General features: G+C 62.3%; 21 protein-coding genes. 12 read left to right on the top strand and 9 right to left on the bottom strand.

The genetic code is table 11. The features are described from left to right. Positions 1-15 precede the first annotated feature (15 nt). Positions 16-471 (top strand): DUF995 domain-containing protein, encoded by a 456-nt coding sequence (locus QZ634_RS16360; protein WP_043563094.1) that lies wholly within the window; start codon positions 16-18, stop codon positions 469-471. A 25-nt stretch (positions 472-496) separates the two neighbouring features. On the opposite strand, the gene QZ634_RS16355 is transcribed toward QZ634_RS16360, so the two are convergent. After that, the gene (locus QZ634_RS16355; protein ID WP_291990201.1) at positions 497-1,480 is read right to left on the bottom strand and encodes a patatin-like phospholipase family protein; all 984 of its coding nucleotides are present in this window, start codon (positions 1,478-1,480) and stop codon (positions 497-499) included. Positions 1,481-1,760: 280 nt separating this feature from the next. Between QZ634_RS16355 and QZ634_RS16350 the strand changes: the two genes are divergently transcribed. Then, complete coding sequence (locus tag QZ634_RS16350; RefSeq protein WP_291990200.1) at positions 1,761-2,219, top strand: HIT family protein; 459 nt, start codon at positions 1,761-1,763, stop codon at positions 2,217-2,219. A gap of 31 nt (positions 2,220-2,250) precedes the next feature. Here the strand turns inward: QZ634_RS16350 and QZ634_RS16345 are convergent, their stop codons facing one another. The 8 genes from QZ634_RS16345 to QZ634_RS16310 form a co-directional block, all read right to left on the bottom strand. Then, positions 2,251-2,394 carry a hypothetical protein gene (locus QZ634_RS16345; RefSeq protein WP_291868312.1) on the bottom strand — a complete coding sequence of 48 codons (144 nt, stop codon included), beginning with the start codon at positions 2,392-2,394 and terminating at the stop codon, positions 2,251-2,253. A 23-nt stretch (positions 2,395-2,417) separates the two neighbouring features. Further along, entirely contained in the window at positions 2,418-3,287 is an 870-nt protein-coding gene (locus tag QZ634_RS16340; RefSeq protein ID WP_291990672.1) for an SPFH domain-containing protein, read from the bottom strand. Positions 3,288-3,295: 8 nt separating this feature from the next. Further along, complete coding sequence (locus tag QZ634_RS16335; RefSeq protein WP_291990198.1) at positions 3,296-3,742, bottom strand: NfeD family protein; 447 nt, start codon at positions 3,740-3,742, stop codon at positions 3,296-3,298. Between the two features lie 209 nt (positions 3,743-3,951). After that, entirely contained in the window at positions 3,952-4,695 is a 744-nt protein-coding gene (locus QZ634_RS16330) for a DUF2894 domain-containing protein (protein ID WP_291990196.1), read from the bottom strand. A 31-nt stretch (positions 4,696-4,726) separates the two neighbouring features. Continuing rightward, the gene (locus QZ634_RS16325; protein WP_291990194.1) at positions 4,727-5,380 is read right to left on the bottom strand and encodes an OmpA family protein; all 654 of its coding nucleotides are present in this window, start codon (positions 5,378-5,380) and stop codon (positions 4,727-4,729) included. Further along, a complete protein-coding gene (locus QZ634_RS16320; protein WP_291990670.1) occupies positions 5,380-7,266 on the bottom strand; it encodes a hypothetical protein in 1,887 nt (628 codons plus the stop codon). Before QZ634_RS16320 ends, QZ634_RS16325 begins: the two co-directional genes overlap by 1 nt. 56 nt (positions 7,267-7,322) lie before the next feature. Further along, positions 7,323-8,096: a DUF3348 family protein gene (locus QZ634_RS16315; protein ID WP_291990192.1), complete on the bottom strand. Its 774-nt coding sequence runs from the start codon at positions 8,094-8,096 to the stop codon at positions 7,323-7,325. 543 nt (positions 8,097-8,639) lie between these two features. Continuing rightward, positions 8,640-10,154, bottom strand: a complete 1,515-nt coding sequence (locus QZ634_RS16310; RefSeq protein ID WP_291990190.1) for a PLP-dependent aminotransferase family protein — start codon at positions 10,152-10,154, stop codon at positions 8,640-8,642. Positions 10,155-10,325: 171 nt separating this feature from the next. Between QZ634_RS16310 and gabD the strand changes: the two genes are divergently transcribed. The 10 genes from gabD to QZ634_RS16260 all read left to right on the top strand — a co-directional run bounded on the left by gabD (position 10,326) and on the right by QZ634_RS16260 (position 23,834). Continuing rightward, the gene (gene gabD, locus QZ634_RS16305; RefSeq protein WP_291990188.1) at positions 10,326-11,780 is read left to right on the top strand and encodes an NADP-dependent succinate-semialdehyde dehydrogenase; all 1,455 of its coding nucleotides are present in this window, start codon (positions 10,326-10,328) and stop codon (positions 11,778-11,780) included. Positions 11,781-11,818: 38 nt separating this feature from the next. Continuing rightward, on the top strand, positions 11,819-13,126 hold the full coding sequence (gabT, locus tag QZ634_RS16300; protein ID WP_291990186.1) for a 4-aminobutyrate--2-oxoglutarate transaminase: 1,308 nt from the start codon (positions 11,819-11,821) through the stop codon (positions 13,124-13,126). 178 nt (positions 13,127-13,304) lie between these two features. Beyond that, positions 13,305-14,303 carry a carbon-nitrogen hydrolase family protein gene (locus QZ634_RS16295; protein WP_291990184.1) on the top strand — a complete coding sequence of 333 codons (999 nt, stop codon included), beginning with the start codon at positions 13,305-13,307 and terminating at the stop codon, positions 14,301-14,303. A 163-nt stretch (positions 14,304-14,466) separates the two neighbouring features. Continuing rightward, the gene (locus tag QZ634_RS16290) at positions 14,467-15,942 is read left to right on the top strand and encodes a biotin carboxylase (RefSeq protein ID WP_291990182.1); all 1,476 of its coding nucleotides are present in this window, start codon (positions 14,467-14,469) and stop codon (positions 15,940-15,942) included. A 19-nt stretch (positions 15,943-15,961) separates the two neighbouring features. Further along, the gene (locus QZ634_RS16285) at positions 15,962-17,020 is read left to right on the top strand and encodes a C45 family peptidase (RefSeq protein WP_291990180.1); all 1,059 of its coding nucleotides are present in this window, start codon (positions 15,962-15,964) and stop codon (positions 17,018-17,020) included. Then, positions 17,007-19,772 carry an aminotransferase class I/II-fold pyridoxal phosphate-dependent enzyme gene (locus QZ634_RS16280; RefSeq protein WP_291990178.1) on the top strand — a complete coding sequence of 922 codons (2,766 nt, stop codon included), beginning with the start codon at positions 17,007-17,009 and terminating at the stop codon, positions 19,770-19,772. The genes QZ634_RS16285 and QZ634_RS16280 overlap by 14 nt, the downstream gene beginning before the upstream one ends. An 82-nt stretch (positions 19,773-19,854) precedes the next feature. Further along, positions 19,855-20,637, top strand: coding sequence for an enoyl-CoA hydratase/isomerase family protein (locus QZ634_RS16275; protein ID WP_291990176.1), 783 nt, complete (start codon positions 19,855-19,857; stop codon positions 20,635-20,637). A gap of 10 nt (positions 20,638-20,647) precedes the next feature. After that, complete coding sequence (locus QZ634_RS16270; RefSeq protein WP_291990174.1) at positions 20,648-22,828, top strand: acetate--CoA ligase; 2,181 nt, start codon at positions 20,648-20,650, stop codon at positions 22,826-22,828. After that, positions 22,825-23,613 (top strand): enoyl-CoA hydratase-related protein, encoded by a 789-nt coding sequence (locus tag QZ634_RS16265; RefSeq protein ID WP_291990172.1) that lies wholly within the window; start codon positions 22,825-22,827, stop codon positions 23,611-23,613. Before QZ634_RS16270 ends, QZ634_RS16265 begins: the two co-directional genes overlap by 4 nt. Next, positions 23,610-23,834 (top strand): hypothetical protein, encoded by a 225-nt coding sequence (locus tag QZ634_RS16260; protein WP_291990170.1) that lies wholly within the window; start codon positions 23,610-23,612, stop codon positions 23,832-23,834. The genes QZ634_RS16265 and QZ634_RS16260 overlap by 4 nt, the downstream gene beginning before the upstream one ends. The last annotated feature ends 61 nt before the right edge of the window (positions 23,835-23,895 follow it).

Below are 23,895 nucleotides of genomic sequence, written 5' to 3'. Positions count from 1 at the left end.
TGAAAGGAGTTCGCCGTGAGAACAATTCTCGTCGTCGTCGCCGTACTCGCGCTTTGTCCGTCAACTCAGGTTCTCGGGCAGGAATCGGGCAGCTTGAGGCTCAGCGATCTCACTGCCCAGGGCGCAACGCAGCTAGCAAAGGACGAACTGCAAGCACTGCTCCCCGGGGCAAAAGTGGAAAGCAAGACGGCGCAGGGCTCAACCCGGTTTTGGGAAAACTCGGCGGACGGCAGCCTCGTCGCGTCCTCGGACGGGCGCGGAGGGAACTCGTCCTTCACCGCCGGGGCCAAGAGCACTGCCCGCGGTACCTGGCAGCTGAGCGACAATGGTACCTATTGCGTTCTTCTCGAGTGGAAGAGGACGACCGAGCAATGGTGTCGCTATATTTTCAAGTCCGGCGACAAGTACTTCGCAGTCAAGTCCACCGTCGATCAATCCACTGTCGCCCATGAACTTGCGTTCTCGCATTGAGAGACTCAGTCGACGCGGGCGGTTCTTACGACCCCTTGTCGTGTCTTGAAAACAGCGTCGCCGCTTCTTCCTGGCCGAGTTCGAAGTAGCGCTTCTGGGCGCTGCTGTCCTTCAGCGAAATGGTCATGCTTTCGAGGTCTTTCGGGCGCAGCACGTGTACGGGTTTGGCGTAGTAGCGCTTGCCGTCGATATCCACGCTTTTCCTGCCCATCGCCTCGAGCATGTTATTGATGAGTCTGGCCTGCGTGAACACGCGGGCGTTGGGCAGCGAGAGCTGCATGTCGCTGACCAGCAGGTGGGTATCGATGCTGGTAAACGGCAGGCTGAAAGTGCTCGAGTTGTAGAGCTTGTCGAGTTCGCGGTGATAGTCGTAGTCGGTGAAGTCGACGGCGATGATCTCGTCGACCTCGTCGTCCTCGAAGAGCGTGCGCAGTGGCGTGTTGTCCAGGTACCCGCCTTCGATGAAGTAGTCGCCATCGATGGTGATCGCCTTGAAGTAGGGAATGGTGGTGATGCCGGCGAGGAAGGCTTCCATGAAAATGTCGAGGCTGGCGTCGTTGACCGTTTTCAGGATGTCGTTGACCTTGAAGAAGTGCCCCGTCCGTTTGCTGAGATTGGTCGCCCGGATGTCCCAGCGCAGCGTCTCGAGATGTTCGCCGAGGAGCGCCCGCCGTTCGGGTTCGTCGAGCAACAACGATTTGCGGCACTTGTCCTTGTTGACCGTGAACAGGTGCGTTCCGGTGGGCAGCAGCTGCGGGCGCAGACCGAGAAAGTTGGAAAAGATATGGAAAATGTCGGTCGCGTTCATTCGCGTCGTGCGCGTCAGCACCGGCGGCAGTTCCTCGGTCTGCGGGTCCCACAGCAGGTAGTCGACGACGATGTTGTTGCCCGAGCTGGTCGAGGTGATGTGCACCAGCGGAACTTCGTTCCGCTTCAGCCACACCAGAACACCCTCGGTGTAGAAGCTCCGATAGCCGCCGCCCGAGGCGACGAAACCGTACCTGGTCATACTCTTACCCCCTTTTTTGGTGGCCTGCCGGCGAGTGCCAGCCGCGCGGTCGACTGTGCCACAGTTGCGCGGGCGCGAGGAGGGGGAAGGGTCCGCCAAGCGGGCAGTTCACTCACCGGCTGGATGCGGCGGCGTGAACTCGGGGGCGCTCGGCCGAGCCATTTTTATGTGCTACCGTCGGGTCATCACGGCGCTTGCCAGGGGGCGGGTGTGGCGAAGCCAGGCCTGGACGGACTCGCACGCGGGCGCCTTTTCTTTCAGCTTCGATTGGAGGACGAATATGGACGTCGATGAAGCACAGCTGCTCGTTGAGTTTCGAGGCAAGTTTCGCGTTGACGAATTGCTGATCGCGAGCACACCGGCCTGGTCATGGTCGCTCAGGCCAGCGCAGGCGACGCTGGGAGCAGGGGTCCTTTCTCTGAATCGCTACGCGGCCAGCTTTTCCGACGTCAGCGGCGCGGAAATGGCCGAGATGGCGGTGCTCGTCGGCCAGCTGGAGAAGGCCCTCAAGTGTGTCTTCGGCTACGACGTGATCAATTACCTGATGCTGATGATGGTCGACAAGCACGTCCATTTTCACGTCATTCCCCGATACCAGGCGGCACGCCAGTTTGCCGGGCTTGAGTGGCTTGACAGCGGCTGGCCGGCACTGCCGGCCTTGTCCGTCAGTCAGCACGCGGAGCACGAGGGCGTCCTGTCCGCCGTCCGTGAAGCGCTCGGTTTGGCCTGCGCCGGCTAGCGAGCAAGGGCAAGGTTCTGGCAGCGCGGGGTTACTTCTCGTTGCGCCAGTCGCGCAGCGTCTCCTTGCGCGGGATCGGCGGTGTGCTGCCGGCGCCACGTTTGCCGATCAGCGGCAGCGCCGCGCCGACGACGAAGACGATACAAATCACGAAAACGATCCAGCCAGCGCTCATGGCATCACTCCATCGGGAACAGGTCAGGCTTGTCCGCTCTTGTTGACGCGCTGGAAGAGCCCGCGCAGCGTGCTCTGCAGATCGGCCGGCAGGAGCACGACCTTGGCGTTTTCGGATTCGGCGAGCTTGCCGACGCTGCTGATGTATTTCTCGCCGAGCAGGTAGAGCATCGGCAGTTCGTTGTCGCCAAAGGCCGCGTTTACCTTCCTGATCGCCTGTGCGGAGGCTTCGGCGAGGGTGACCTGGGCCACGGCGTCGCGCTTGGCCGATTCCAGGCGCGCTTCGGCGCCGAGGATCATCGACTGCTTTTCGCCTTCGGCGCGGGTGACCATCGCCTTGCGCTCGCGCTCTGCCGAAGCCTGCAGTTCCATCGCCCGCTGCATCGATTGCGAGGGCTTGATGTCCTGGATCTCGACCGACTTGACGGTCAGCCCCCAGTCCAGCGCCTCGTCGGCGACGCCCGCTTTCAGGCGCGCCTTGATCATGTCGCGTGACGACAGCGCTTCGTCGAGTTCCATGTCACCAACGATGGAACGTAGGGTAGTCATGATCATGTTGCGAATCGCTTCGGCATAGTCCTCGACGCCGTAGACCGCTTTCACCGGGTCGGTGACCTTGATGAACGAGATCGCGTTGACCACGATCACGGCGTTGTCACGGGTGATCACCTCCTGTTCCTGGACATCGAGGATGATGTCCTTGGTGGTCACCTTGTACGAGATGATGTCGATGTAGGGGATGATGAAGCGCAACCCGGGGAGCAGCGTCGTGCGGTATTTGCCAAGCCGCTGCACGATCCATTCTTCGCCCTGGGGAATGATGCGCACGCCGTTGGCGACGGTCACCACCACGAACAGCAGGATGACCAGCGATACGATGGTCATCCCGTTCAACAGCTCGCTCATTTTGCCTTCTCCACTTTGATATAGCTGCCGTCGACAGAGACGACACGAACCCTTTCGCCAGCGGCGATCGCCGCATCGGCGTACGCCTCCCAGACGTCGGCGCCGAGAATCGGTTTCTGGAAACGCACCTGACCGCGGCTATCCGGCGTCAGGTTGGCGACCAGGATGCCGACTTCGCCGGCCACCGTCGCCGCCGAAGTGCCGACCGTGGTCATCGTTCGCGGCCGGAGGTAGCGAAACCAGATTAGCACCAGCGCTGTCGAGAGGCCCGCCCAGAGCAGCAACTGAGTCGGCAGCGCAAGGGTCGGCGCAGCCAGCAGGATCAACCCGACCACCGCCGCCGCAATCCCGAACCAGACCACGAAGAACGAGACGATGGCCAGTTCGGCCATCGTCAGGAGTAGTCCGAGTACCAACCAGTGCCACCATTGCGGCGAAAACATGTCGTGTTCCTCTGTCGTTCCACCCGCGTGTACGTCACCTCGCCCCCGCGCCGAAGCACGGCAGCACCCGAGCGCGGCGTCTGCAGGCGTCGAGCGCACGCGCGGCGATGCCTGCGGATTAGACGCCAGAACGGGGTGGCTGGCAAGTCTGTCAGGAGTCGCGGTAAGAAGCTGCGGTTGGCTCCGCAGCGTTCTTTCAGGCGACGGACTCAGCGCGCGTCGCGCTTGCTCCTGCCCGGCTTGAGCCTGGCAGGCTTGCCTTTCTCGCCGGCCTGTTCAAGCCAGAGCAGTGTATCCGCATAGCAAACGAATCGGTTGAGGTAGTCGGGTGACAAATCACGCAGGGCGGCAAGGGTGCGTATCACCAGCGCCTGCGCATTCAGTGGTCCGGGGGCTGCGGGGCCTTCCTTGATGGCTCGTGTTACCAACTTCTCGGAATCCAGTTTCACCAGGAGTTCCCTGAACTGGCGCACGGAATGCGGCTCGCCGGCCGGCCCCGAACGGACACTGTCGCCAGCCGCCAACGCGCCCTGGTTGATCTCCTCGGTCAAGCTGCCAAGCGGACTGGTTTCTTCCGTGCCGGCCTTCGGCCCTCCTTGTCTGTTCAGCCTGGCGTGCAGTCGTTCCACTGCGCTGAAGTCGGCGTTGGCAAACAACGACCGAACCCGCTCCGCTGAAGCGGGGAATCGCTCAAGGACCCGGGTGACGATGGTCGCCGCGTGTCCCTGTGCCGTCAGGAAGTCGGTCCGGTAATCGGCTAGGGCGACGAGTGCCTTTTCTTCCAGGATCGCGCGCACGGGCGGTTTTTGTTCGCGGGCTCTTCGGGCCATCGTTTCAATGAACCGAAAGCGTACCGGAGCAAAGCGGCGCGCTCCACTTTGTTCCAGGTCGGCGATGCCTTGCCTGACCCTGGCGGGCGCAGTCTCAGACAGATGGGCGGGAGGACCGGCCATTCGTTCCGCTGGAAGACGAGGGTCGACCCCCTCAGTCATGCGCGGATGTCGGCTGGCTTCCCTGGCCGCTGGCCCGCGGCACTGGCGCCATCTCCACTCGCCGATTGCGCGATCGCCCGGGCGCGTCGTCATTGGCAACGACCGGTTGCTGGGAGCCAAACGCCGCGGCGAAGATCATCGCTGCAGGCATGCCGTCTTCGATCAACGCCCTGGTCACGGTCAGGGCCCGTTCCGACGACAGCTGCCAATTGTCGTCGTAGCGACTGTTTCCTTTTTGAATCGGCAGGTCGTCGGTGAAACCGCTGACCATCAACAGTTGGTCGCGCTGGTCGAGATAGACCCTGAGCGGACCCACCAGCGTGCGCAGCAATGCACGCCCTTCCGGCTGCAATTCGTCGGAATTCAGCGAGAACAGGACGCTGCCGCTGATGCCGATGCGACCGTCACGCAGCGTCACGCGTCCAGCGGCAAGCGGATCGGCCAGTGCTTGCTCGAGGGCCATACGGCGCTGCTCCTCGGCGTGGCGTTTTTCGACTTCGCGCTCGAGAGACTGCGCAAGGTCCAGCTGGGATCCTAGCGCCCACACCAGAAGCAGGACGAACACACCGACCAGCGCCGACATCAGGTCGCCAAAAATCGCCCAGATAGGTGTTTCCGGAGAGAAGCTGTCTTCAAGCTCGTCCATCAAGCCACCTCATCCAGTGCTCGCTCGGGAACGCTTTCCCGATGCTGGCGAAGCTGGCGCAACTCGTCAAAAATCTCCTTCTGGGAGAGCAGGCTGTGATCGATGATGGCCCTGGCCTGGGACACGTAGTAGGCCAGTTGCTCATCGCTTCGCGTCGTCGACCTGTCCAGCGACTGCTCGATGTGATCGAGGCTTTCGACGAGCTTGTTATTGGACTCGTTGAACAGGTTGACGGCGAGTGTGAATGCCTCGCCGAGACTCGATATTTCGATCGCGCTGCCAGCAAAATCGTCGGCAAAGCGGGTCGCATTGCTGGCGAGGCCGTCGGCGATTCCGGAAAGTGTGGATAATCCGGATTCGACCTGCGCGGAAAATTGGCAACCCACATTCCCAAGCATCGTAGCTGACGAGTTGAGCAGTGACTCCACGGCTTCTCGCTGCCCGTTCGTCGCCTGTTGCAGCGAGGCCGACAGGGCGCCGAGCTCGGTCAGGATCTGTTGTCGCTCTTCGAGCAGGCTGTTGTCGCGCTCGATGTTGTTCGCTATTTCACGGCGCAGATGGGCAATGACTTCGGCCGCAGCGCGCGGTGCTTCCGAGGCGGTCTGAACCAGGCGCGTCATGGGTTCTTCAAGCGCTTTCCCGAGGCTGGCCAGTTGTGACGCCACGCTCGACTGCAGGCCGGAAAGACGATCAACAGCGGCCTGGCCGCGACCTTGTTCATCATCTCTGAGCGCTTGCAGTTCGGTCCTCAGTGTCGATGTCAGCTCCTTCATCCGCTCGCCGTGGCCTTGTAGCCAGGTGGCTTCGGCGTCGATCCTGGCGCGCACCAGAGCCTCGGAAGAGTGCAGGAGGGTGGCCACCTCGGCGACCATGTCGCTGGTGCTTGCACGAGTATTGTCGGCCATGTCAGCGGCCGTCTTCTGCAGTGAGTCCGCCAGCGAGCTGGTCACACCCGCAAGTTGCTGCTCGACGCTGAGGGTCAGTTGCTGATGCGTTCTTTGTGCTTCCTTGCCGATATCCGTGATCAGCGCTGCCAGCAGCGGTTTGATGCTCTCGCCGGCCAGTCGTCCACTCGCGATGGCCTGCCGACCGCTCTCCGCAATGCTCTCCCTGAGTGATCGACCGAGCGAACTGGCGAGTTCGGAATAGGTTCTTCCTGCGGAGCGGTGAAACTGCTCCTGGTTGGCAATCAACTTGTCCCCCAGCTGGTCACCCATGCGCTCCATTGCACTCGCCAAAGCGTGCAGTCTTTCTGCCACCTGCGGGAGCACGTTCGCCTGCGCCTGCATCGCCCTGAAAGCCTGCTGCCGGTTGTAGACCAGGGAAAACTCACGGAAGACCGTCGTAAGCTGGCCATCCAGCTGGCGGGTGGCGGAGATCCTGTCGCGTCGGCTCAGGGCGGCAATCAGGCCCAGCATGGCGGACGCCGCGACGCCAGCAACCGAGGTGCCGAAGGCCAGCCCGAGACCCTTGATGGGCGCGGCCAGACCGGCACGAATGGCCTGCAACTCGGTCGTTCCTTCGAGCGCCAGAACGGCGCCCTGCAGGGTGGCGACCATGCCGAGGAAGGTTCCCAGCAGACCGAGCATGACCAGCAGACTCACCAGGTAGGGTGTCAGCACGGGGGCGGGCAAGCCGACGCGTTCTCCCTCGATGCGCAGGCGCACAGAGTTTTGCAGCGATGGATGGAGCTTGTTCAGCCATTGATCAAGAAAGTCAGGCGCAGCTTCCGGTGCGGTCGGGGATAGTCCCGAGAGCGCGTTGACGAGCGTCGACGTTGCTTGCCGGAAGCGCAGGATCTCGGTAAAGCCGATGATGTATACGCCGCCAATCACAGCCGTGACGGTCAGGCCCAGGAGATTCGATCCGGCAAACGTCAGCCCCATCGACACGATCGCTGCGGCTCCCAACAGGAATGCCGTCGCAAAAACAAATCTGCTTATCAACTTTCCTCTACCTCTTCGTAAAGTGCTTCTATCAGTCCAAGAACCGGTTGCAGTCGCGCGTCCAGTTCTGCCAGCAGCGACGCCTGCATTTCAGCCGTGAATTGTTCAAGCCAGCCTCCTGCTTGGTTGGCCAACTGAGGATTGTCCCTGCCTTGTTGAACGGCGATCGTCTGCTGGTGGCCTTGATACAGCCATTCAAAACGTTTTCCAAGCAGCTTGGGGACTTCGGCAAACAGTTTCCGGGTGGGTGCAGAAAGCGTCGCTTCCAGCGTGGCATCGAGGACAGCCAGTCTGGCGAGCCTCGATGAACGACCGGACAGAGTCGCCCGTATATGGGATCTGAGTTTGTCGACCTTTCCGGCGATCTCTCTTTGTTGATTAACATAAAATAACTGATAGCGTTCATGGCTCACCACTTCCTCCGCTGACGCAGCCGCTTTTGCCTTGCGCAAGCCTGACCACAAGGCGCCTGAGCCTGGAGCGAAGCTGCTGATTATTGATTCCACGATGGCCTTGCGAGCGGCGAGAAAATCCTCGCTTACCGAGTTCCTGGAAAGTGCTTTCCCTGTCTCGGGGCCAGGTTTGGATTTCGTCGTCGAAAGCTTTCCATGCGCACTGGACAGATCGATCGAGTCCGCGAGTTCGATCAGCCGGCCAAGCCGTTCAGGGAAGTCTTTATGCGAGATTTCGACATCGGCAATGGCAAGGTCGGACAGGAAGCGAACCAGCCTGGAGCCGCGCAGGGCTGTTGGCAGTGGGGCATGAGTCATTGAATATCGTTAACCACATTGCGGCGGGTAAATTGGCCGGAAATTGAAGGCGGCTTGTCAGGCTGGACGGCTGGCACCAGATTCTGGCCGGTTTGTTTCTCGTCTCGACAAAAATATAATCGGCAATTATTTGCGTCCTGGTGCATGGAGAACGATTATGTCGGCCGCTGGAATGGCAAGCAAGGCAAGCGCCCGTTTGACACTTCGCTGCCGGCAGCACGATGCCGCGACGAGTGCCAAGTCTTGCATGACGAATGCAACCCGGGATGGGCAGTGAAAAGCCTGACCCGGTGATTCGGTACCCCGTTTTCTTGCTGACCCCGTAAGGCGTCGAGAGGGCGGCTACGGCGGCACCCCGCAAGGTGGGGCGATAGCATACACCGGGATTGCGTCAATGACCTGTCTGGGCAGCATCTTGCGCGCTCCGTCTCTGGCCGGTCGCGCAATCGAAGATCGGCCACTTGTTCGTGCGCGACGGGCTTAGCGACCCCGGCGATGCGGCGATCGGCAGGCCCCTCGCAAACGATCGTCGCGGCTGCCTGGTCAGGCCGTGCAGGGCTGGCCGTCCTGCTCGCGCCGGCAGCGGCGCTCGACGACACGACACAATTGCGCGGCGGCGGTCTCGCTGGCCTGGACGTCGGTCGCGGCAAAACCGAGAACCATCCCGGAACGACAGTTCGCTGTGTCTGCGTAATACATGGACAGCGGACGCACGACGATGCCGGCTTCGAGCATCTCGTTGGACAGTGCGACGTCGTCGAGCGGCTGGCTGAAGAAGTAGGGAAGGTGCAGGCCGGCGAGACCTCCGCTGGTGCTCACCAGGTTGCCGAGGCGAGATTCGATGGCCCGGCGCAGCACGTTGCGGCGTTCCTGATAGATGCTGCGAACACGCTTCAGGTGCGCGCCGAGGTGGCCGTCGTCGATGAACTCCGCAAGTGCCGCCTGCTCGATCATGCGCCCCTCCCGGTAGAGCTCGGCGTTGCCGATGGCGAAGGCTTCGGCGAGCGCTTCGGGGACGACCAGGTAGGCCAGGCGCAATCCGGGGAACATGGTCTTGCTGAAGGTGCCGAGGTAGATCACGCGCTGCGAACGGGCCTGCCCGAACAGCGAGCCAATGGTGTAGGGGTGATAGCGGATCTCGTTGTCGTAGTCGTCCTCGATGACCCAGGCGTTGTTCGTTTCGGCCAGATCGAGAAGCTGCATGCGCCGCCTCAGCGACATCACCACTCCTGTCGGGTACTGGCTCGATGGGGAGACGAAGATCAGACGCGGCGTCGCCGGCGCACCCGGCGGCGGCAGCGATAGGCCTTCTTCGTCGACCGGAATCGGTGCGATCTGCAGGCCGTTGGCGCGCAGTACAGTGCTCGCCCCCCAGTAGCCGGGGTCTTCCATCCACGCCTGATCGCCGCTGTCACAAAGCATGCGTGCGCAGAGATCGATGGCTTGATGCGAGCCATTGAGGATCAGGATTTGCCGCGGCGAGCAGCTCATCCGGCGTGAGGCACGCAGGTAATCGGCGAGCACCGCCTTCAAGGGCCCGTAGCCGCCGTGACTGTAGCGGGCGAGGTGGCGCTGTTCGAAGCGAATGTTCTTCGCCAGCAGGCGCCGCCAGGTAGCGAAGGGAAACAGGCCAACGTCGGGCGCTCCCGGTACGAAGGCGCCGCCCTGGATGCGGCTGCTGCTCGCGTGCAGCGTGATCTCGCTGCCGCGCCGCGACAAGCTCGTTGCGTGGATGGCGTGCTGGGCCGGGCGACTCCGGCGCGCGCAGGCGGGCGCTGACGCGGGCAGCGCCTCCGACACCAGCGTGCCCGAGCCGCCGCGACTCTGCAGATAGCCTTCGACGAGCAGTTGCTCATAGACCCTGACCAGCGTGCTGCGGCTGACACCGAGTTCGTCGGCCAGGCGCCGGGTTGGCGGCAGCAGGCTGCCTGAGGGCAGTTCGCCGTCCAGAATCAGTCGTCGCAGGACAAGGTGCAGGGCGGCTTGCGTTCGCGATCCGCGCAGCTCGCTGGTCGCGAAGCGCTCGCGAATGAGATCCATACGCAGCGACTTGTCCATCAATCAGGGCCGATGAGCGGGTCGAATTGGTATCAGAATTGAGCAACTAATTGGTTCGATTGTGCACCGCCTTGGGGCGTACAGTCAATCCGGGATAGCCGGCGCTGGTTGCGGCTGCTGTCCAGCCGGTGGGCTTTACGGCAATTGACTACGCCAGAAGGAGAAACAGCGTTGAAACTTAGCGATTCCACACTGCTCAGGCAGCTGTGCTACATCAACGGCCAATGGGCTGCTGCCGACAGCGGGCGCAGCTTTGCGGTGATCAATCCGGCCAGCGGCGAACAGCTGGCGACGGTGCCTGAGATGGGCGCTGACGAAACGCGGCGGGCCATAGAAGCGGCGCGGGTTGCGCAGCCGGCCTGGCGGGCGCGCACCGCCGGCGAGCGGGCGAAGGTCCTGCGGCGCTGGTTCGAGTTGCTGCTCGCCAACCAGGAGGATCTGGCGCAACTGATGACTGCCGAGCAGGGCAAGCCGCTCGCCGAAGCGCGCGGCGAGATCGCCTATGCCGCTTCGTTCATCGAGTGGTTTGCCGAGGAAGGCAAGCGCATTTACGGTGATATCGTTCCGCCGCATCACGCCGATAAGCGCGTCCTGGTGACCAAGGAGCCGATTGGCGTCTGTGCGGCGATCACGCCGTGGAATTTTCCGGCGGCGATGATTACCCGCAAGGTGGGTCCGGCGCTGGCCGCCGGCTGTTGCGTGGTGCTCAAGCCGGCCGAAGCGACGCCGCTGTCGGCGCTGGCGCTGGCCGAACTTGCCGAGCGCGCAGGTGTCCCGGCAGGCGTTTTCAATGTCGTTACCGGCGACGCGCCGGCCATTGGCGGCGAGTTGTGTGCCAATCCGACGGTCCGCAAGCTCAGCTTCACCGGCTCGACCGAAGTCGGCCGCATTCTCATGCAGCAGTGCGCACCGACGATCAAGAAGCTGTCGCTGGAACTGGGCGGCAACGCACCGTTCATCGTTTTCGATGATGCTGATCTCGATGCTGCGGTGCAGGGCGCGATCCTTTCCAAGTATCGCAACGCGGGTCAGACCTGTGTCTGCGCCAACCGCCTGCTGGTGCAGGAAGGCGTCTACGACGCCTTCGTTGAAAAACTCGGTGTTGCCGTGGCCGGGCTGCGTGTCGGCAACGGTGTCGACGACGGCGTGACGCAGGGTCCGCTGATCGACGCTGCGGCCATCGCCAAGGTCGAGGAGCTGGTCGGAGACGCGCGCAGCAAGGGCGCTCGCGTGGTCTGCGGTGGCAAGCCGCACAGTCTCGGGCGAACCTACTACGAGCCGACCATTCTGGCCAACGTGACCCCGGCGATGCGCATCGCCCGCGAGGAGGTGTTCGGGCCGGTCGCGCCGGTTTTTGCGTTCAAGACCGAAGCCGACGCGGTGGCCATGGCCAACGATACCGAGTATGGCCTGGCGTCTTACTTCTATACCGAGAATCTGGCGCGCAGCATGCGCGTTTCGAGTGCTCTGGAATACGGCATCGTCGGCGTAAACACCGGCCTGATCTCGACCGAAGTGGCCCCGTTCGGCGGCATGAAGTCGTCGGGACTCGGCCGCGAGGGTTCCAAGTACGGGATCGAGGATTATCTCGAAATCAAGCACGTTTGCATTGGCGGGATCAACTGAGCCTGCGGGCGAATTGACGAATTGCACAGGAGAAGCTAATGAATGCACCGATCGAAAAGCCGACCACCCAAACCAACGCCGAGCTGATGGCCCGACGCCAGGCGGCCTTGCCGCGGGGTGTCGGCCAGGCGCATCCGCTCTTCGCGGAAAGTGCCCGCAACGCCGAGCTCTGGGACGTCGAGGGTCGCCGCTGGATCGATTTCTGCGCCGGTATCGCGGTGGTCAATACCGGTCACTGTCATCCCCGGCTGGTCGCCGCGGCGCGCGAGCAGCTGGAGGCGTTTACGCACACCTGCTTCCAGGTGGTCGCCTACGAGTCCTACGTCGAACTGTGCGAGCGGCTCAATGCGGCCGCTCCGGGCAGTACGCCGAAGAAATCGTTTCTGGTCAACACGGGTGCGGAAGCGGTCGAGAACGCGGTGAAAATCGCCCGTGCGGCCACCGGCCGTACCGGTGTCATCGCCTTCGGCGGCGGCTTCCACGGTCGCACCATGTTCGGTCTGGCGTTGACCGGCAAGGTGGCTCCGTACAAGGTCAAGTTCGGACCTTTTCCCGGGGGCATCTTCCATGTTCCGTTTCCGAATGCACTGCACGGGGTCTCGGAAGACGACTCCATGGTGGCGATCGAGCGCCTCTTCGCCTACAGCATCGAACCGGCCGACGTTGGCGCCATCGTTATCGAACCGGTGCAGGGCGAGGGAGGCTACTTGCCCGCGCCGCCCGGTTTCCTGCGTCGCCTGCGGACACTGTGCGACAAACACGGAATCCTGCTGGTTGCCGATGAAGTGCAGTCCGGCATCGCCCGTTGCGGCAAGTTGTTCGCCACCGAACACTACGATGTCGAGCCGGACATCATTACCCTGGCCAAGGGTCTCGGCGGCGGCTTGCCGGTTGCTGCGATCGTCGGCAAGGCGGAGATCATGGATGCTGCCGAAGTCGGCGGGCTCGGTTCCACCTACGCCGGCAGTCCGATTGCCGTCGCCGGCGCGCTGGCGGTGCTCGACATTGTCGAGGAGGAAAAGTTGTGCAGTCGCTCGATGGCCCTCGGCGAGCGCATGCGCACTCGCTTCACGGCGATGCAGAAGAAATATTCGAGCATTGCCGATGTGCGCGGCCTCGGGGCGATGACGGCGGTCGAGTTCTGCCGCAATGGTGACCCGCAGCAGCCGGCGGGCGACATGGCCCTGGCCCTGAAGAACGAAGCGGCGAAACGTGGCTTGCTGTTGCTGTTGTGCGGAGCGCACGGTAATGTACTGCGGGTAATGATTCCGCTGACCATCTCCGAGGCGCTGCTCGATGAGGGACTGGACGTCATCGAGGCGTCGCTGCAGGCGATTGGCGCCTGAGTTTGCCGACTTCGCGGCCCTGGCGGGATGCCGCTTTTCGGCATTCCGGCTGGTTCAGGAAGTGCGCGTCTTCCCGTGACCTCCGCGTTGTGGACCGTTCGAGTTCGCTGCGCTGGAGCTTGACGTTGATTCGACAAATTTTCGTAGCGCTACCTAGAGCGGCAGGAGAGCCCATTTCATGATTCCTTTTTCAATTGCCGGCATCCAGATGAACGTCTCCATGGAGCGCGAGAACATTACCGCGATGGGGCACAAGCTGGACGTCGTCATGGCCCGCTTTCCGTGGGTGCAGATGGTCGTCTTCAGCGAGCTGGCTCCCTACGGACCGGCGCCCTATCACGCCCAGCCGACGGGCGGGCCGGCCGAGCAGATCTTCTGCCAGATGGCAGCCAAGCATGGCCTCTGGCTGTTGCCGGGGTCGATGTTCGAACGGGTTGGTGACGACATCTACAACACCACTTCGGTGATTGATCCGAACGGGAAAGTCGTCGCCCGCTACCGCAAGATGTTCCCCTTCCTGCCCTACGAAATGGGTATCAAGCCGGGTACCGATTTCTGTGTCTTCGACGTGCCCGACGTCGGGCGCTTCGGTGTTTCCATATGCTACGACATGTGGTTTCCGGAAACGACGCGCACGCTGGTGTCGATGGGCGCCGAATGCATTCTCCATCCGACGATGACCGACACTATCGACCGCGATGTGGAATTGCCGATTGCCCGTGCCAGCGCAACGATCAACCAGTGCTACTTTTTCGATGTCAATGGTGTCGGCGACTGCGGCACTGGGCACTCGATCGTCGTCGGCCCTTCCGGCTACGTCATCCACGTGGCGGGCGGCGGCGAGGAAATCATCCCGGTGGAAATCGACCTGTCGCGGGTGCGTCGGGAACGCGAGGTCGGTATCCGCGGTCTGGGTCAGACGCTGAAGAGTTTCCGTGATCGGCCGGTCGAGTTTCCGGTTTATCAGAAACACCTCGGGCGGCAGGACGACTATCTGAACAGCCTCGGGCCGTTGGTCAAACCGGGCCGCGGATCGCGTGGCGAAGCGGCGGTCCTGCCCGCGGGCACGGTCGCCGGACCGGATGGCTCGATTTTCCAGGTTGCCGATCTGACGCCGCATAGCGACGTCACTGCGGCAACGACGGAGAATGCGCCCCCGTACCACACGGGCCCGTGAGCAACTCGGTTTTCGGACGAGAGGGGGTAAACAAGTGAGTATCGGTTTGATTATCCTCGGGCTGGCCATCGGCACCCTCCTTGGATTCGGGATTTTTGCGCTTCAGCAGCGCCGCAAGAAAGTAGTACCGCAGAAAAATACATCGCCACATAGGAGACAAGAAATGATCCAAGAAAAACCCACGATGCCGACGATCACCAGCATGTCGGACCTGCGCCTGTTCTTCCATCGCAACACGCGCCCGATCTACTTCATCAGCGCCACCAACTTCAACCTGGCCGGCATGGATGAGCGGGTGCCGCACTTCAAGCACATCAACTACATCGACTGTTACGACGGTCGCCATCCGAACGTCTTCGTTCCCAGCGAGCAACCGCATCCGGAGTTCGAAGGGATCGAGGACATCAACAACTATCTGTTGCAGAACAAGGAGGTCATCGACTACATCAAGCGTCGCGGCGGCGATCCGGTCGCCGTCTTCCTGATGTTCGACGAGAAAACCGAAGAGCTGTGCAAGGAACTGGGTATCGAGCTGTGGTTCCCGCCGGCATCGTTGCGCACGCGTTGCGACAACAAGATGGAAACCGTGCGCATCGGCAACAAGGCAGGCGTACCGTCGGTGCCGAACGTGTTGGCCAAGGTCGAGAGCTACGAACAGCTGATCAAGCTGACCGAGGAAAACGGACTCGGCAGCGACCTGGTGATTCAGTCGGCTTTTGGCGACTCCGGCCACACCACCTTCTTCATCTCCAACGAAACGGAATGGAAGAAGTACGCCGACGAGATCGTCAAGGATCCCGAGGTCAAGGTCATGAAGCGGATCAACTGCCGCGGCGGCACCCTGGAAGCCTGTGTGACCCGTTGCGGCACGGTCGTTGGTCCGCTGCTCACCGAAATCGTCGGCGCCAAGGAGCTGACCCCCTACAAGGGCGGCTGGTGCGGTAACGAGGTCTTCCCGGGAGCATTCCCGGAAAAAGCGCGCATTACCGCGCGCGACTACGCCTACGCCTTCGGCAACCAGCTGCTCGAGGAAGGCTATCGCGGCTACTTCGATCTGGACTTTCTGATCGACCAGGATACCGAGGAAGTCTATCTGGGCGAACTCAACCCGCGCGTCTGCGGCGCCAGCCCGATGACCAACCACGCGGCTTTCGCGTACGCCGACGCACCGCTGTTCTTCTTTCACCTGCTCGAATTCAGTGGCGTTGACTTCAAGCTGGACGTTGCAGCGATGAACGAACGCTGGAAAAACCCCAAGTACATCGACAGCTGGAGCCAGCTGGTCATGAAATACACCGACGAGGAAGTCGATATCGTCGACCAGGCTCCAGAATCGGGAATCTACCGCATGGACGACGCCGGTAACGTCAGTTTTCACCGCTTCGACTATCACCGCCTGGCGGTTGAAGGGGAAAACGAGGCTTTCTGGCTGCGCATCACCGGTCCCGGTGACTACCGCTATGAAGGCGCCGATCTGGGTATCCTGATCACCCGCGGTCGCTCGATGACCGAGGAATTCAAGATCAACGCCCGCGCAGAAAACTGGATCCGTGGGATCAAGGGCTTCTACAAGGGTCGTCCTCTGGATACCGCCGTCGCCGAACAGGTGCCGTCGGCCGGCGCGTTCAAGATTCTCTAATCGCCGGCTGAGGAGGTAGATGCCTCTCATTCAGACCCAGTCGCTGCTCTTCCGGGCCATGGAAGAAGCACGACCGGGGGCGGTCTGGCAAAGCCTGTTCAGAGAATTCTGGCCGTCGTATCGCCGCTGGTATCTGCAAAGCGGCGAAGCCGCGCGCCCCTACTACCTGCCCTGCGTGCGGGCGCTGCGCAAGCACATGCCGGAACTGCTGCCCACCTACGAGGCGCTCTCCGAACTCTCGGGTGGCGGCGATGTCGAGGCCCGCTTCCTGTCGCTTTTCTGCCCGCCGCCGTACGTTACGGGCTGCTCGCAGCTGGTCTGGCCCGGCGAGCGACCGCTGCTGGTGCGCAACTACGACTATCCGCCACAGTTGTGCGAAGGCGTCATCCTGAAGACGGCCTGGAACGGTCGTGAAGTGATCGGCCTCAGTGACTGCATGTGGGGCCTGCTCGATGGCATCAACGAGGATGGCCTTGCCGTGGCCTTGTCGTTTGGTGGTCGCCAGGAGGTCGGCGAAGGTTTTGGCGTGCCGCTGGTCTTGCGCTACGTTCTGGAAACCTGCACGCGCACCGACGAGGCCTGCGCGGCACTGGCGCGGGTTCCGGTGCATATGAGCTACAACGTGACGGTGGTCGACCGCAGCGGCGATTTCTCGACGGTCTTCCTCGCCCCGGGCAAGAGCGGCGACATCCGTCGCCTGGCGGCGGCGACCAATCACCAGAAGAAGGTCGAATGGCACCAGCACGCCCGCGCGACGTCGACGGTCGAGCGCCTGCGGCGGTTGATGGAGATGCTTGACGAAAGCACAATGACTAGCGAGGCGCTGATCGCCGCCTTCCTGCGACCGCCCATTTACTCGAACGCCTTCGCGCGCGGCCTCGGCACCCTTTATTCGGCGGCGTATTGGCCCGGCGAAGGGCGCGCCGATTTCTTCTGGCCAGGGGTCAGCTGGTCGCAGTCATTTGCCGATTTCACGGTCGGCGATCGGCTCATCGAGTTTGGCAGTTCGCCACCGCCACCTAACAACGATACGCGAGGCATGGACCTGCGTGAGGAGACCAGCAATGAAGGCAGATAGCAAGAACAAGAAGTCGCTCGGTGAATACTACAGTGCGCTGCAACTGCGCACCGATCGCTGGAGCGCCCTGAAAATAGCCTGCGAGCAACTCACCCAGAGTCACTCGGAACGCCGGCGCAACGAGGCCGAGCGCAAAGTCGGCGAGTTGATCGATGCCTTGCGCCCGATCGAACTCTACTGGGCGTTCCCGGGGCACGACACTTTCGGCCGACTCGGCGAACTGGTTACCCAGGGACGCTTCGATGTGCTGGCAATTACCGTGCGCAACATCTGTCACGCCCTGCTCAGCAACAGCTATCGACGCAATCCTCACCACCATGACGTCGAGGAACTGACCGAGGGCAGTCCTGACGATGAATCCACGGAGCACGCCGGCAAGGACCTGCTCTACTTCGAAGTACTGTTCGTGGACAAATTCTCGCCAATGCAGGAAGAGAACCTGCGCCGTACCCTGCGTTCGCTACGCCGTATCGAGGACCCCTTCGTCTATGAACCGGTGTTCGTACCCAGTCTCACCGACGCCCTGATCGGCGTGATGTTCAACCACAACGTCCAGGCAGTGGTCATTCGCAACGACCTCCGGCGCGATTCGGAGCAGACGTTGGAGCTCCTGCATCGCTATCTCTCGCGCCTCGAAGAGGCCGTCCTCGAAGAAGTCGAACCCAAGGAGTATGGCCCCGAGCTGTGCCGGATGATCGCCAAGCTTCGTCCCGAGCTCGACGTCTACCTGTTCACCGATCAATCGGTCGAGGAGATCGCCGGTGCCAAGCTCGGCAACTGCCGACGGGTCTTCTACAACCAGGAGGATCATCTCGATCTGCACCTGAATATCCTGCGCGGCGTTGCGGAGCGCTTCGAGGCGCCGTTCTTCAATGCCCTGACACAGTATGCGCGCATCCCCACCGGCGTCTTTCACGCCATGCCGATCAGTCGCGGCAAGTCGATCACCGCCTCGCACTGGATCAAGGACATGGGCGACTTCTACGGGATGAACATCTTTCTCGCGGAAACTTCGGCCACCTCGGGCGGACTCGACAGCCTGCTCGAGCCGCACGGGCCGATCAAGAAAGCGCAGGAGATGGCGGCCCGTGCCTTCGGCTCGAAGCAGACCTTCTTTGCCACCAACGGTACGTCGACCTGCAACAAGATTGTCGTGCAGGCGATCGTCCGCCCTGGCGACATCGTTCTCCTCGATCGCGATTGTCACAAGTCGCATCACTATGGCATGGTCCTGGCCGGGGCGCAGGTGGTCTATCTGGACAGCTACCCGCTCAATGACTTTTCAATGTACGGCGCCGTGCCGATGAAGGAAATCAAGCACCGCCTGCTGGAACTGAAGGCCGCCGGCAAGCTCGATCGCGTGCGCATGCTGCTGCTCACCAACTGCACATTCGACGGCGTGGTCTATAACGTCGAACGGGTGATGGAGGAGTGCCTGGCGATAAAACCCGATCTGGTCTTCCTGTGGGACGAGGCGTGGTTTGCCTTTGCCCGTTTCGGCCCCGCCTACCGGCGGCGCACGGCGATGTACTGCGCCGGTCAGCTGCGCGAGCGTTACCGCTCGCCGGAATACCGAGTGGACTACGCCAAGTACCAGGAAAAAATGGCCAATGCCGACGACGAAACCTTGCTCAAGACCCGGTTGATGCCAGACCCGGACAAAGTGCGCGTTCGTGCCTACGCCTGCCAATCGACGCACAAGACACTGACCGCTCTGCGCCAGGGTTCGATGATCCATGTGCACGACCAGGACTTCAAGGACGAGGTCGAGCAAGCCTTTCACGAGGCCTACATGACGCATACCTCGACCTCGCCGAACTACCAGATCATCGCCTCGCTGGATATCGGCCGCCGGCAGGTGGAGCTCGAGGGCTTCGAGTTCATCCAGCGCCAGGTCGAGCAGGCGATGTCGCTGCGCAAGGTGATCAATACCCACCCGCTGATCAGCAAGTACTTCCACGTCGTCACCGTCGCCGAAATGATTCCCGCCGAGTATCGCAAGTCGGGGATCAAGAGCTACTGGGATCCGGAGCATGGCTGGAGCGACATCATGGCCGCCTGGAGCGAAGACGAATTCGTTCTCGACGCGACCCGGATCACCCTGTCGGTGGCAGGCTCGGGCTGGGACGGCGATACGTTCAAGAACGAGATCCTGATGAACAAGCACGGCATCCAGATCAACAAGACCTCGCGCAACACGGTGCTGTTCATGACCAACATCGGCACCACGCGCTCGTCGGTCGCCTACCTGATCGAGGTGCTGGTCAAGATCGCGCGCGATCTTGATGACCGCCTGGATGACGCCAGCAACGTCGAGCGCAAGATCTTCGAACGTCAGGTCAAGGCCTTGCGCGAGGATCTGCCGCCGCTGCCCGACTTCAGTTGCTTTCACGACTCGTTCCGGTTGAGTTCGGGCAACGGCACGCCTGAAGGCGACATTCGCTCGGCCTTCTTCCTCGCCTACGACGAAAGCAAGTGCGAATACGTGCCGATCGCGGGCAAGGCCATCGAGAGGGAAATCGCCGCCGGACGCCAGTTGGTATCGACGACCTTTGTCATCCCCTACCCGCCGGGTTTTCCGATTCTGGTCCCCGGGCAGGTGATCAGTCAGGAAATCATTACCTTCATGCGGGCGCTGGATGTCAAGGAGATTCATGGCTACCGGCCGGAGCTTGGCCTGCGCGTGTTTACCGAGCAGGCACTGGCGGTACTCGAGGCATCACCGTCGTCGATTCAGGAACTGCCCACCTGACGACACCCGGCGCGGTTCGCCATTCTTCGGGTCGCGCCCAATCGCTCATTCGTTCATTCACTGAAGAGGACAGCCGTTGCCTATGCCGAGCGAAACCATCATCTATGAAGCGCGCGGCGGGATTGCCGAAATTCGACTGAACCGGCCGCATCGCCTCAACGCGGTGACGCAGCAGCTCTATGACGAGCTCAACGCCGCGCTGGGCGTCGCCGAGGCCGACGGCGACGTGCGCGTGGTGCTGTTGACCGGCGAGGGCCGTGCTTTCTGTGTTGGCGCCGACCTCAAGGAACACCAGGCGGGGCGAACCGCCTACGATCGACGCCAGTACCTGCGCGGCGAGCAGATCGTCTGCAGGCGACTGCTGCTGTTGTCGAAGCCGGTGGTGGCCGCGGTGAATGGCTTCGCCGTCGGCGCCGGCGCCGAAATGGCGATCGCGTCCGACTTCATTGTGATGGCCGAGAGCGCGCAGATAGGGCTGCCCGAGGTGAGCATCGGCACTTTTCTAGGAGGGGGCGTCACCTATTTGCTGCCGCGGCTGGTCGGTCTGGCCAAGGCGCGCGAACTGGTTTTTCTCGGCGAACGGATCAAGGGCGACGAGGCGGTGCGTATCGGCCTGGCCAATCGCGTGTTGCCGGATGAGGGATTTCTCGATGCGGCACGCGAATTCGCCGGCCGGATTGCCGGCAAGGCGCCATTGTCGATGCAACTGGCCAAGGAGCAGCTGAACATGGCTGCCGAGCGTACTTTCGATGCCGCGCTGACCGCCGAACTCGAAGGGATGACCTTCGTCGGTACCACCCAGGACTGGCAGGAGGGAATCGACGCCTTCGCTGAAAAACGTCCGCCGGCTTTCAAGGGGTGCTGAGATGACGACCATGGCTAACGCAACTCAGCGCAGTCCGCTGCACGGTTTCCTCGCTCCCGATTCGATCGCCATCATTGGCGCTTCGGCCGATCCCACCAAGCGCGGCTACAAGGCCATGGTCGGGCTGATCAAGGATGGCTACGCAGGCAGGATCTACCCGATCAATCCCAAGGTCGACACGGTTCTCGGCGTCAAGGCGTATCGCTCGCTGGCCGACATTCCGGGAACCGCCGACCTGGCGCTGATCTGCACCCCTGCGGCCAGCGTTCCGGGCTTGCTCGTCGAGTGCGGCAAGAAAGGCGTCAAGGGGGCGGTGGTCCTGGCCAGCGGTTTTCGCGAAACAGGCCGTCCGGACGGCATCAAGCTGGAGCAGGAAATGCTGGCCGCTGCGCACCAGAGCGGCGTGCGGGTCATCGGCCCGAACACCTCGGGGATGTTCAACCTGCACAAGAAAGTCAATCTGCTGGCCCTGAACAACGTCAAGGCGGGTGACATCGGACTCATCTCGCAGTCGGGCAACATGCTGCTGTCGCTGGTGCTGGAGGCCGAGCGCAACGGTCACGTCGGCTTCAGTACCTACGCCGGGCCGGGCAATCAGGCGGATATCGGCTTCAACGATTACCTGCGCTATCTCGGCGAGGATCCACACACCCGAGTGGCGACGCTGTACGTCGAAGGCTTTCGTGACGGGCGGCGCTTCCTCGACGCGGCGCGTAAAATCACCGCGCTCAAGCCGGTCGTGGTGTACAAGTCGGGGTCAACCGAAGCGGGCCAGCGGGCGGCCAGTTCGCACACCGGCGCACTGGCCGGCAGCTATGCGATGACGGTCGACGTCCTGCGTCAGGTCGGCGTCAGCGTGGTCCAGCATTCGGACGAGATTCTGCCCGTCGCCGAAGGCCTGGGACTGCTGCAGAAAGCGCGCGGCAAGCGTGTGGCGGTGGTTGCCGACGGTGGCGGTCAGGCGACCATCGCTTCCGATCGCCTCGCCGAAGCGGGCCTGGAACTGGCCGAGCTGAGCGAAACAACACGTCGGCGTCTCGGCGAAATCCTTTTCCCGCAGGCGTCGCTGCTCAACCCGGTCGATGTCGCCGGCAGCAGCGACGCCAACCCGGCGCTGCTCGCCGATTGTCTGGAGATCGTCGCCGCAGACGACAATGTCGACAGCATTTTCCTGGTCGGCATGTTCGGCGGCTACTACACGCGCTTCGCCGAAGACCTGCTCGGCGGCGAGATGCGTGGCGCCGAGGCGATGATCGAGCTGGCGCGCAGGAGCGACAAGCCGCTGATCGTCTATAGCCTTTACGCACCGGTCAATCCGCCGGCCTTGCGCCGCCTGCACGAAGCCGGCCTGCCGGTCTATAGCTCGATCGAGCACGCGGTGCGCGTCCTGTCGGCACTCGGTGAACGCGGTATCTATCTGGCGGCCTGCACTGGCCAGAAGGCGGTGCCAACGGTGGTTCCCGAGCGCGCAGCGCAGCTCGCTTTCGCCGAGGCGCAGGCCGCAGGCCGCGATCTCTTCGAATACGAAGCCAAGAACCTGCTGCGTGCGCACGGCGTTGCCGTGCCGGAGGAACTGCTGGCCGGCTCGGCCGACGATCTCGCCAGTATCGCCGCGCGTTTCGGCGACCAGCCGCTGGCCATGAAGGTCGTTTCCAAGGACATCCTGCACAAGTCGGACGCCGGCGGGGTCAAGCTCAACGTCCGTGGCGAAGCGGGCATGCGCGTCGCTTTCGACGAGATCATGGCCGCCAGCCGGGCGTACGATTCGCAGGCGGTGATCAAAGGCGTGCTGCTGACGCCGATGGCGCGCAAAGGGGTCGAGGTGATCATCGGCGTCATTCGCGACCCCATTTTCGGGCCGGTATTGATGTTCGGCCTGGGCGGCATTTTCGTCGAGATTCTCGAGGACGTGGCTTTCCGTGCCATTCCACTGTCGCCGCACGATGCGTCGTCGATGCTCGAGCAGATCAAGTCGCGCAAGATCCTCGCCGGCGTGCGCGGCGAAGCGGCCGTTGACAAGGCGGCGCTGGTCGATCTGCTGTTGAAGGTTTCGAGCCTCGTCGAGGCCTACCCGGAGCTGATCGAACTGGACCTCAACCCGGTCATCGCCCGGCCCGACGGCTACGCCGTGGTCGATGCGAGGGTAATCGTCAGCCGCAAGCCGCTGGCGGCAAAGGAGGCTTGGCGATGAACATTCCGCCAGTCGTCGATGCCTTGCTCGAAGTCGATGGCCGTGTCGCGCTTCTGACGCTCAATCGTGACGACGTGCGCAACGCCCTGACCGGGACGCAACTGATCGAAGACATCGTCGCCGTTGCCGAATGGGTCAACCGCTGCGACGACGTGTCTGTGCTGGTCATCACCGGCGCCGGCGCCGCTTTCTCGGCCGGCGGCAACGTCAAGGACATGGCCAGGCGCGGCGGTGATTTCGCGGGCGACGTGGCCGAGGTCGCGCAGCGCTATCGTCGTGGCATCCAGCGCATCCCGCTGGCGCTGAGCGAAGTCGAGATCCCGGTCATCGCGGCGGTGAACGGTGCGGCGATCGGCGCCGGCTTCGATCTGGCCAACATGGCCGATATACGCCTGGCGTCGCGGCGCGCCAGGTTCGGCGAGACCTTTCTCAACCTGGGCATTATTCCCGGGGATGGCGGCGCCTGGTTCATGCAGCGGCTGATCGGTTACCAGCAGGCCTTCGAGCTGACCCTGACCGGACGCATCGTCAGCGCTGACGAGGCCAAGGCACTGGGGATTGTGCTCGACGTCGTCGAGCCCGAGCATTTATTGCCGACGGCGCTTGACCTCGCAGCGCGCATTGCAGCCCAGCCGCCAAAGGCGCTGCGCCTCACCAAGCGATTGATGAAAATGGCTCAACGCATGGAGTTAAAAGACTTTCTCGATCTTTGCGCGTCCTTCCAGGGAATGTGCCATAACGAAGCGGAGCATCTGGAGGCGGTGCACAGAATGCTTAAGGAATGACGGCGGCGGTCGGCGCAGGAACCCGCAGCGCTGTGACGATTGTCGATTTCCTGCGCCGTCGCTCCCCTAAGGAAGCCGCCAACGGTCGCCAGCAAGCCATTGCGGCGCTGCATTGGTATCAGGAATTTTCCTGGAATTGGTCTAAACGTGAGCGGGTTTTATGTGTAGAGTCGATCAGCGTTGGCTTTTGTCCGTTGCACGAGAGGGAATATTTCGGGTAAATTGACGTTGGCCAACGCGCCGACAGGCCCGGAACTTGAATCATGAATAACTGCTCTGGGG

Origin of the sequence: Candidatus Accumulibacter sp. ACC007, assembly GCF_907163205.1 — a bacterium.
GTDB classification, from domain to species: domain Bacteria; phylum Pseudomonadota; class Gammaproteobacteria; order Burkholderiales; family Rhodocyclaceae; genus Accumulibacter; species Accumulibacter regalis.
The sequence above is the reverse complement of the archived record's forward strand: the minus strand, read 5'-3'. Positions and strand labels throughout refer to the sequence as shown.

Coding starts and splice junctions, on each gene's coding strand:
- QZ634_RS16355 (WP_291990201.1), bottom strand. CDS start 1,480: ATGACCAGGTACGGTTTCGTCGCCTCGGGCGGCGGCTATCGGAGCTTC.
- QZ634_RS16280 (WP_291990178.1), top strand. CDS start 17,007: ATGAAGGCAGATAGCAAGAACAAGAAGTCGCTCGGTGAATACTACAGT.
- QZ634_RS16310 (WP_291990190.1), bottom strand. CDS start 10,154: ATGGACAAGTCGCTGCGTATGGATCTCATTCGCGAGCGCTTCGCGACC.
- QZ634_RS16290 (WP_291990182.1), top strand. CDS start 14,467: ATGATCCAAGAAAAACCCACGATGCCGACGATCACCAGCATGTCGGAC.
- gabT (WP_291990186.1), top strand. CDS start 11,819: ATGAATGCACCGATCGAAAAGCCGACCACCCAAACCAACGCCGAGCTG.
- QZ634_RS16345 (WP_291868312.1), bottom strand. CDS start 2,394: ATGAGCGCTGGCTGGATCGTTTTCGTGATTTGTATCGTCTTCGTCGTC.
- QZ634_RS16330 (WP_291990196.1), bottom strand. CDS start 4,695: ATGGCCGGTCCTCCCGCCCATCTGTCTGAGACTGCGCCCGCCAGGGTC.
- QZ634_RS16350 (WP_291990200.1), top strand. CDS start 1,761: ATGGACGTCGATGAAGCACAGCTGCTCGTTGAGTTTCGAGGCAAGTTT.
- QZ634_RS16260 (WP_291990170.1), top strand. CDS start 23,610: ATGACGGCGGCGGTCGGCGCAGGAACCCGCAGCGCTGTGACGATTGTC.
- QZ634_RS16315 (WP_291990192.1), bottom strand. CDS start 8,096: ATGACTCATGCCCCACTGCCAACAGCCCTGCGCGGCTCCAGGCTGGTT.
- QZ634_RS16295 (WP_291990184.1), top strand. CDS start 13,305: ATGATTCCTTTTTCAATTGCCGGCATCCAGATGAACGTCTCCATGGAG.
- QZ634_RS16325 (WP_291990194.1), bottom strand. CDS start 5,380: ATGGACGAGCTTGAAGACAGCTTCTCTCCGGAAACACCTATCTGGGCG.
- QZ634_RS16320 (WP_291990670.1), bottom strand. CDS start 7,266: ATGGGGCTGACGTTTGCCGGATCGAATCTCCTGGGCCTGACCGTCACG.
- QZ634_RS16275 (WP_291990176.1), top strand. CDS start 19,855: ATGCCGAGCGAAACCATCATCTATGAAGCGCGCGGCGGGATTGCCGAA.
- QZ634_RS16335 (WP_291990198.1), bottom strand. CDS start 3,742: ATGTTTTCGCCGCAATGGTGGCACTGGTTGGTACTCGGACTACTCCTG.
- QZ634_RS16270 (WP_291990174.1), top strand. CDS start 20,648: ATGGCTAACGCAACTCAGCGCAGTCCGCTGCACGGTTTCCTCGCTCCC.
- QZ634_RS16285 (WP_291990180.1), top strand. CDS start 15,962: ATGCCTCTCATTCAGACCCAGTCGCTGCTCTTCCGGGCCATGGAAGAA.
- QZ634_RS16265 (WP_291990172.1), top strand. CDS start 22,825: ATGAACATTCCGCCAGTCGTCGATGCCTTGCTCGAAGTCGATGGCCGT.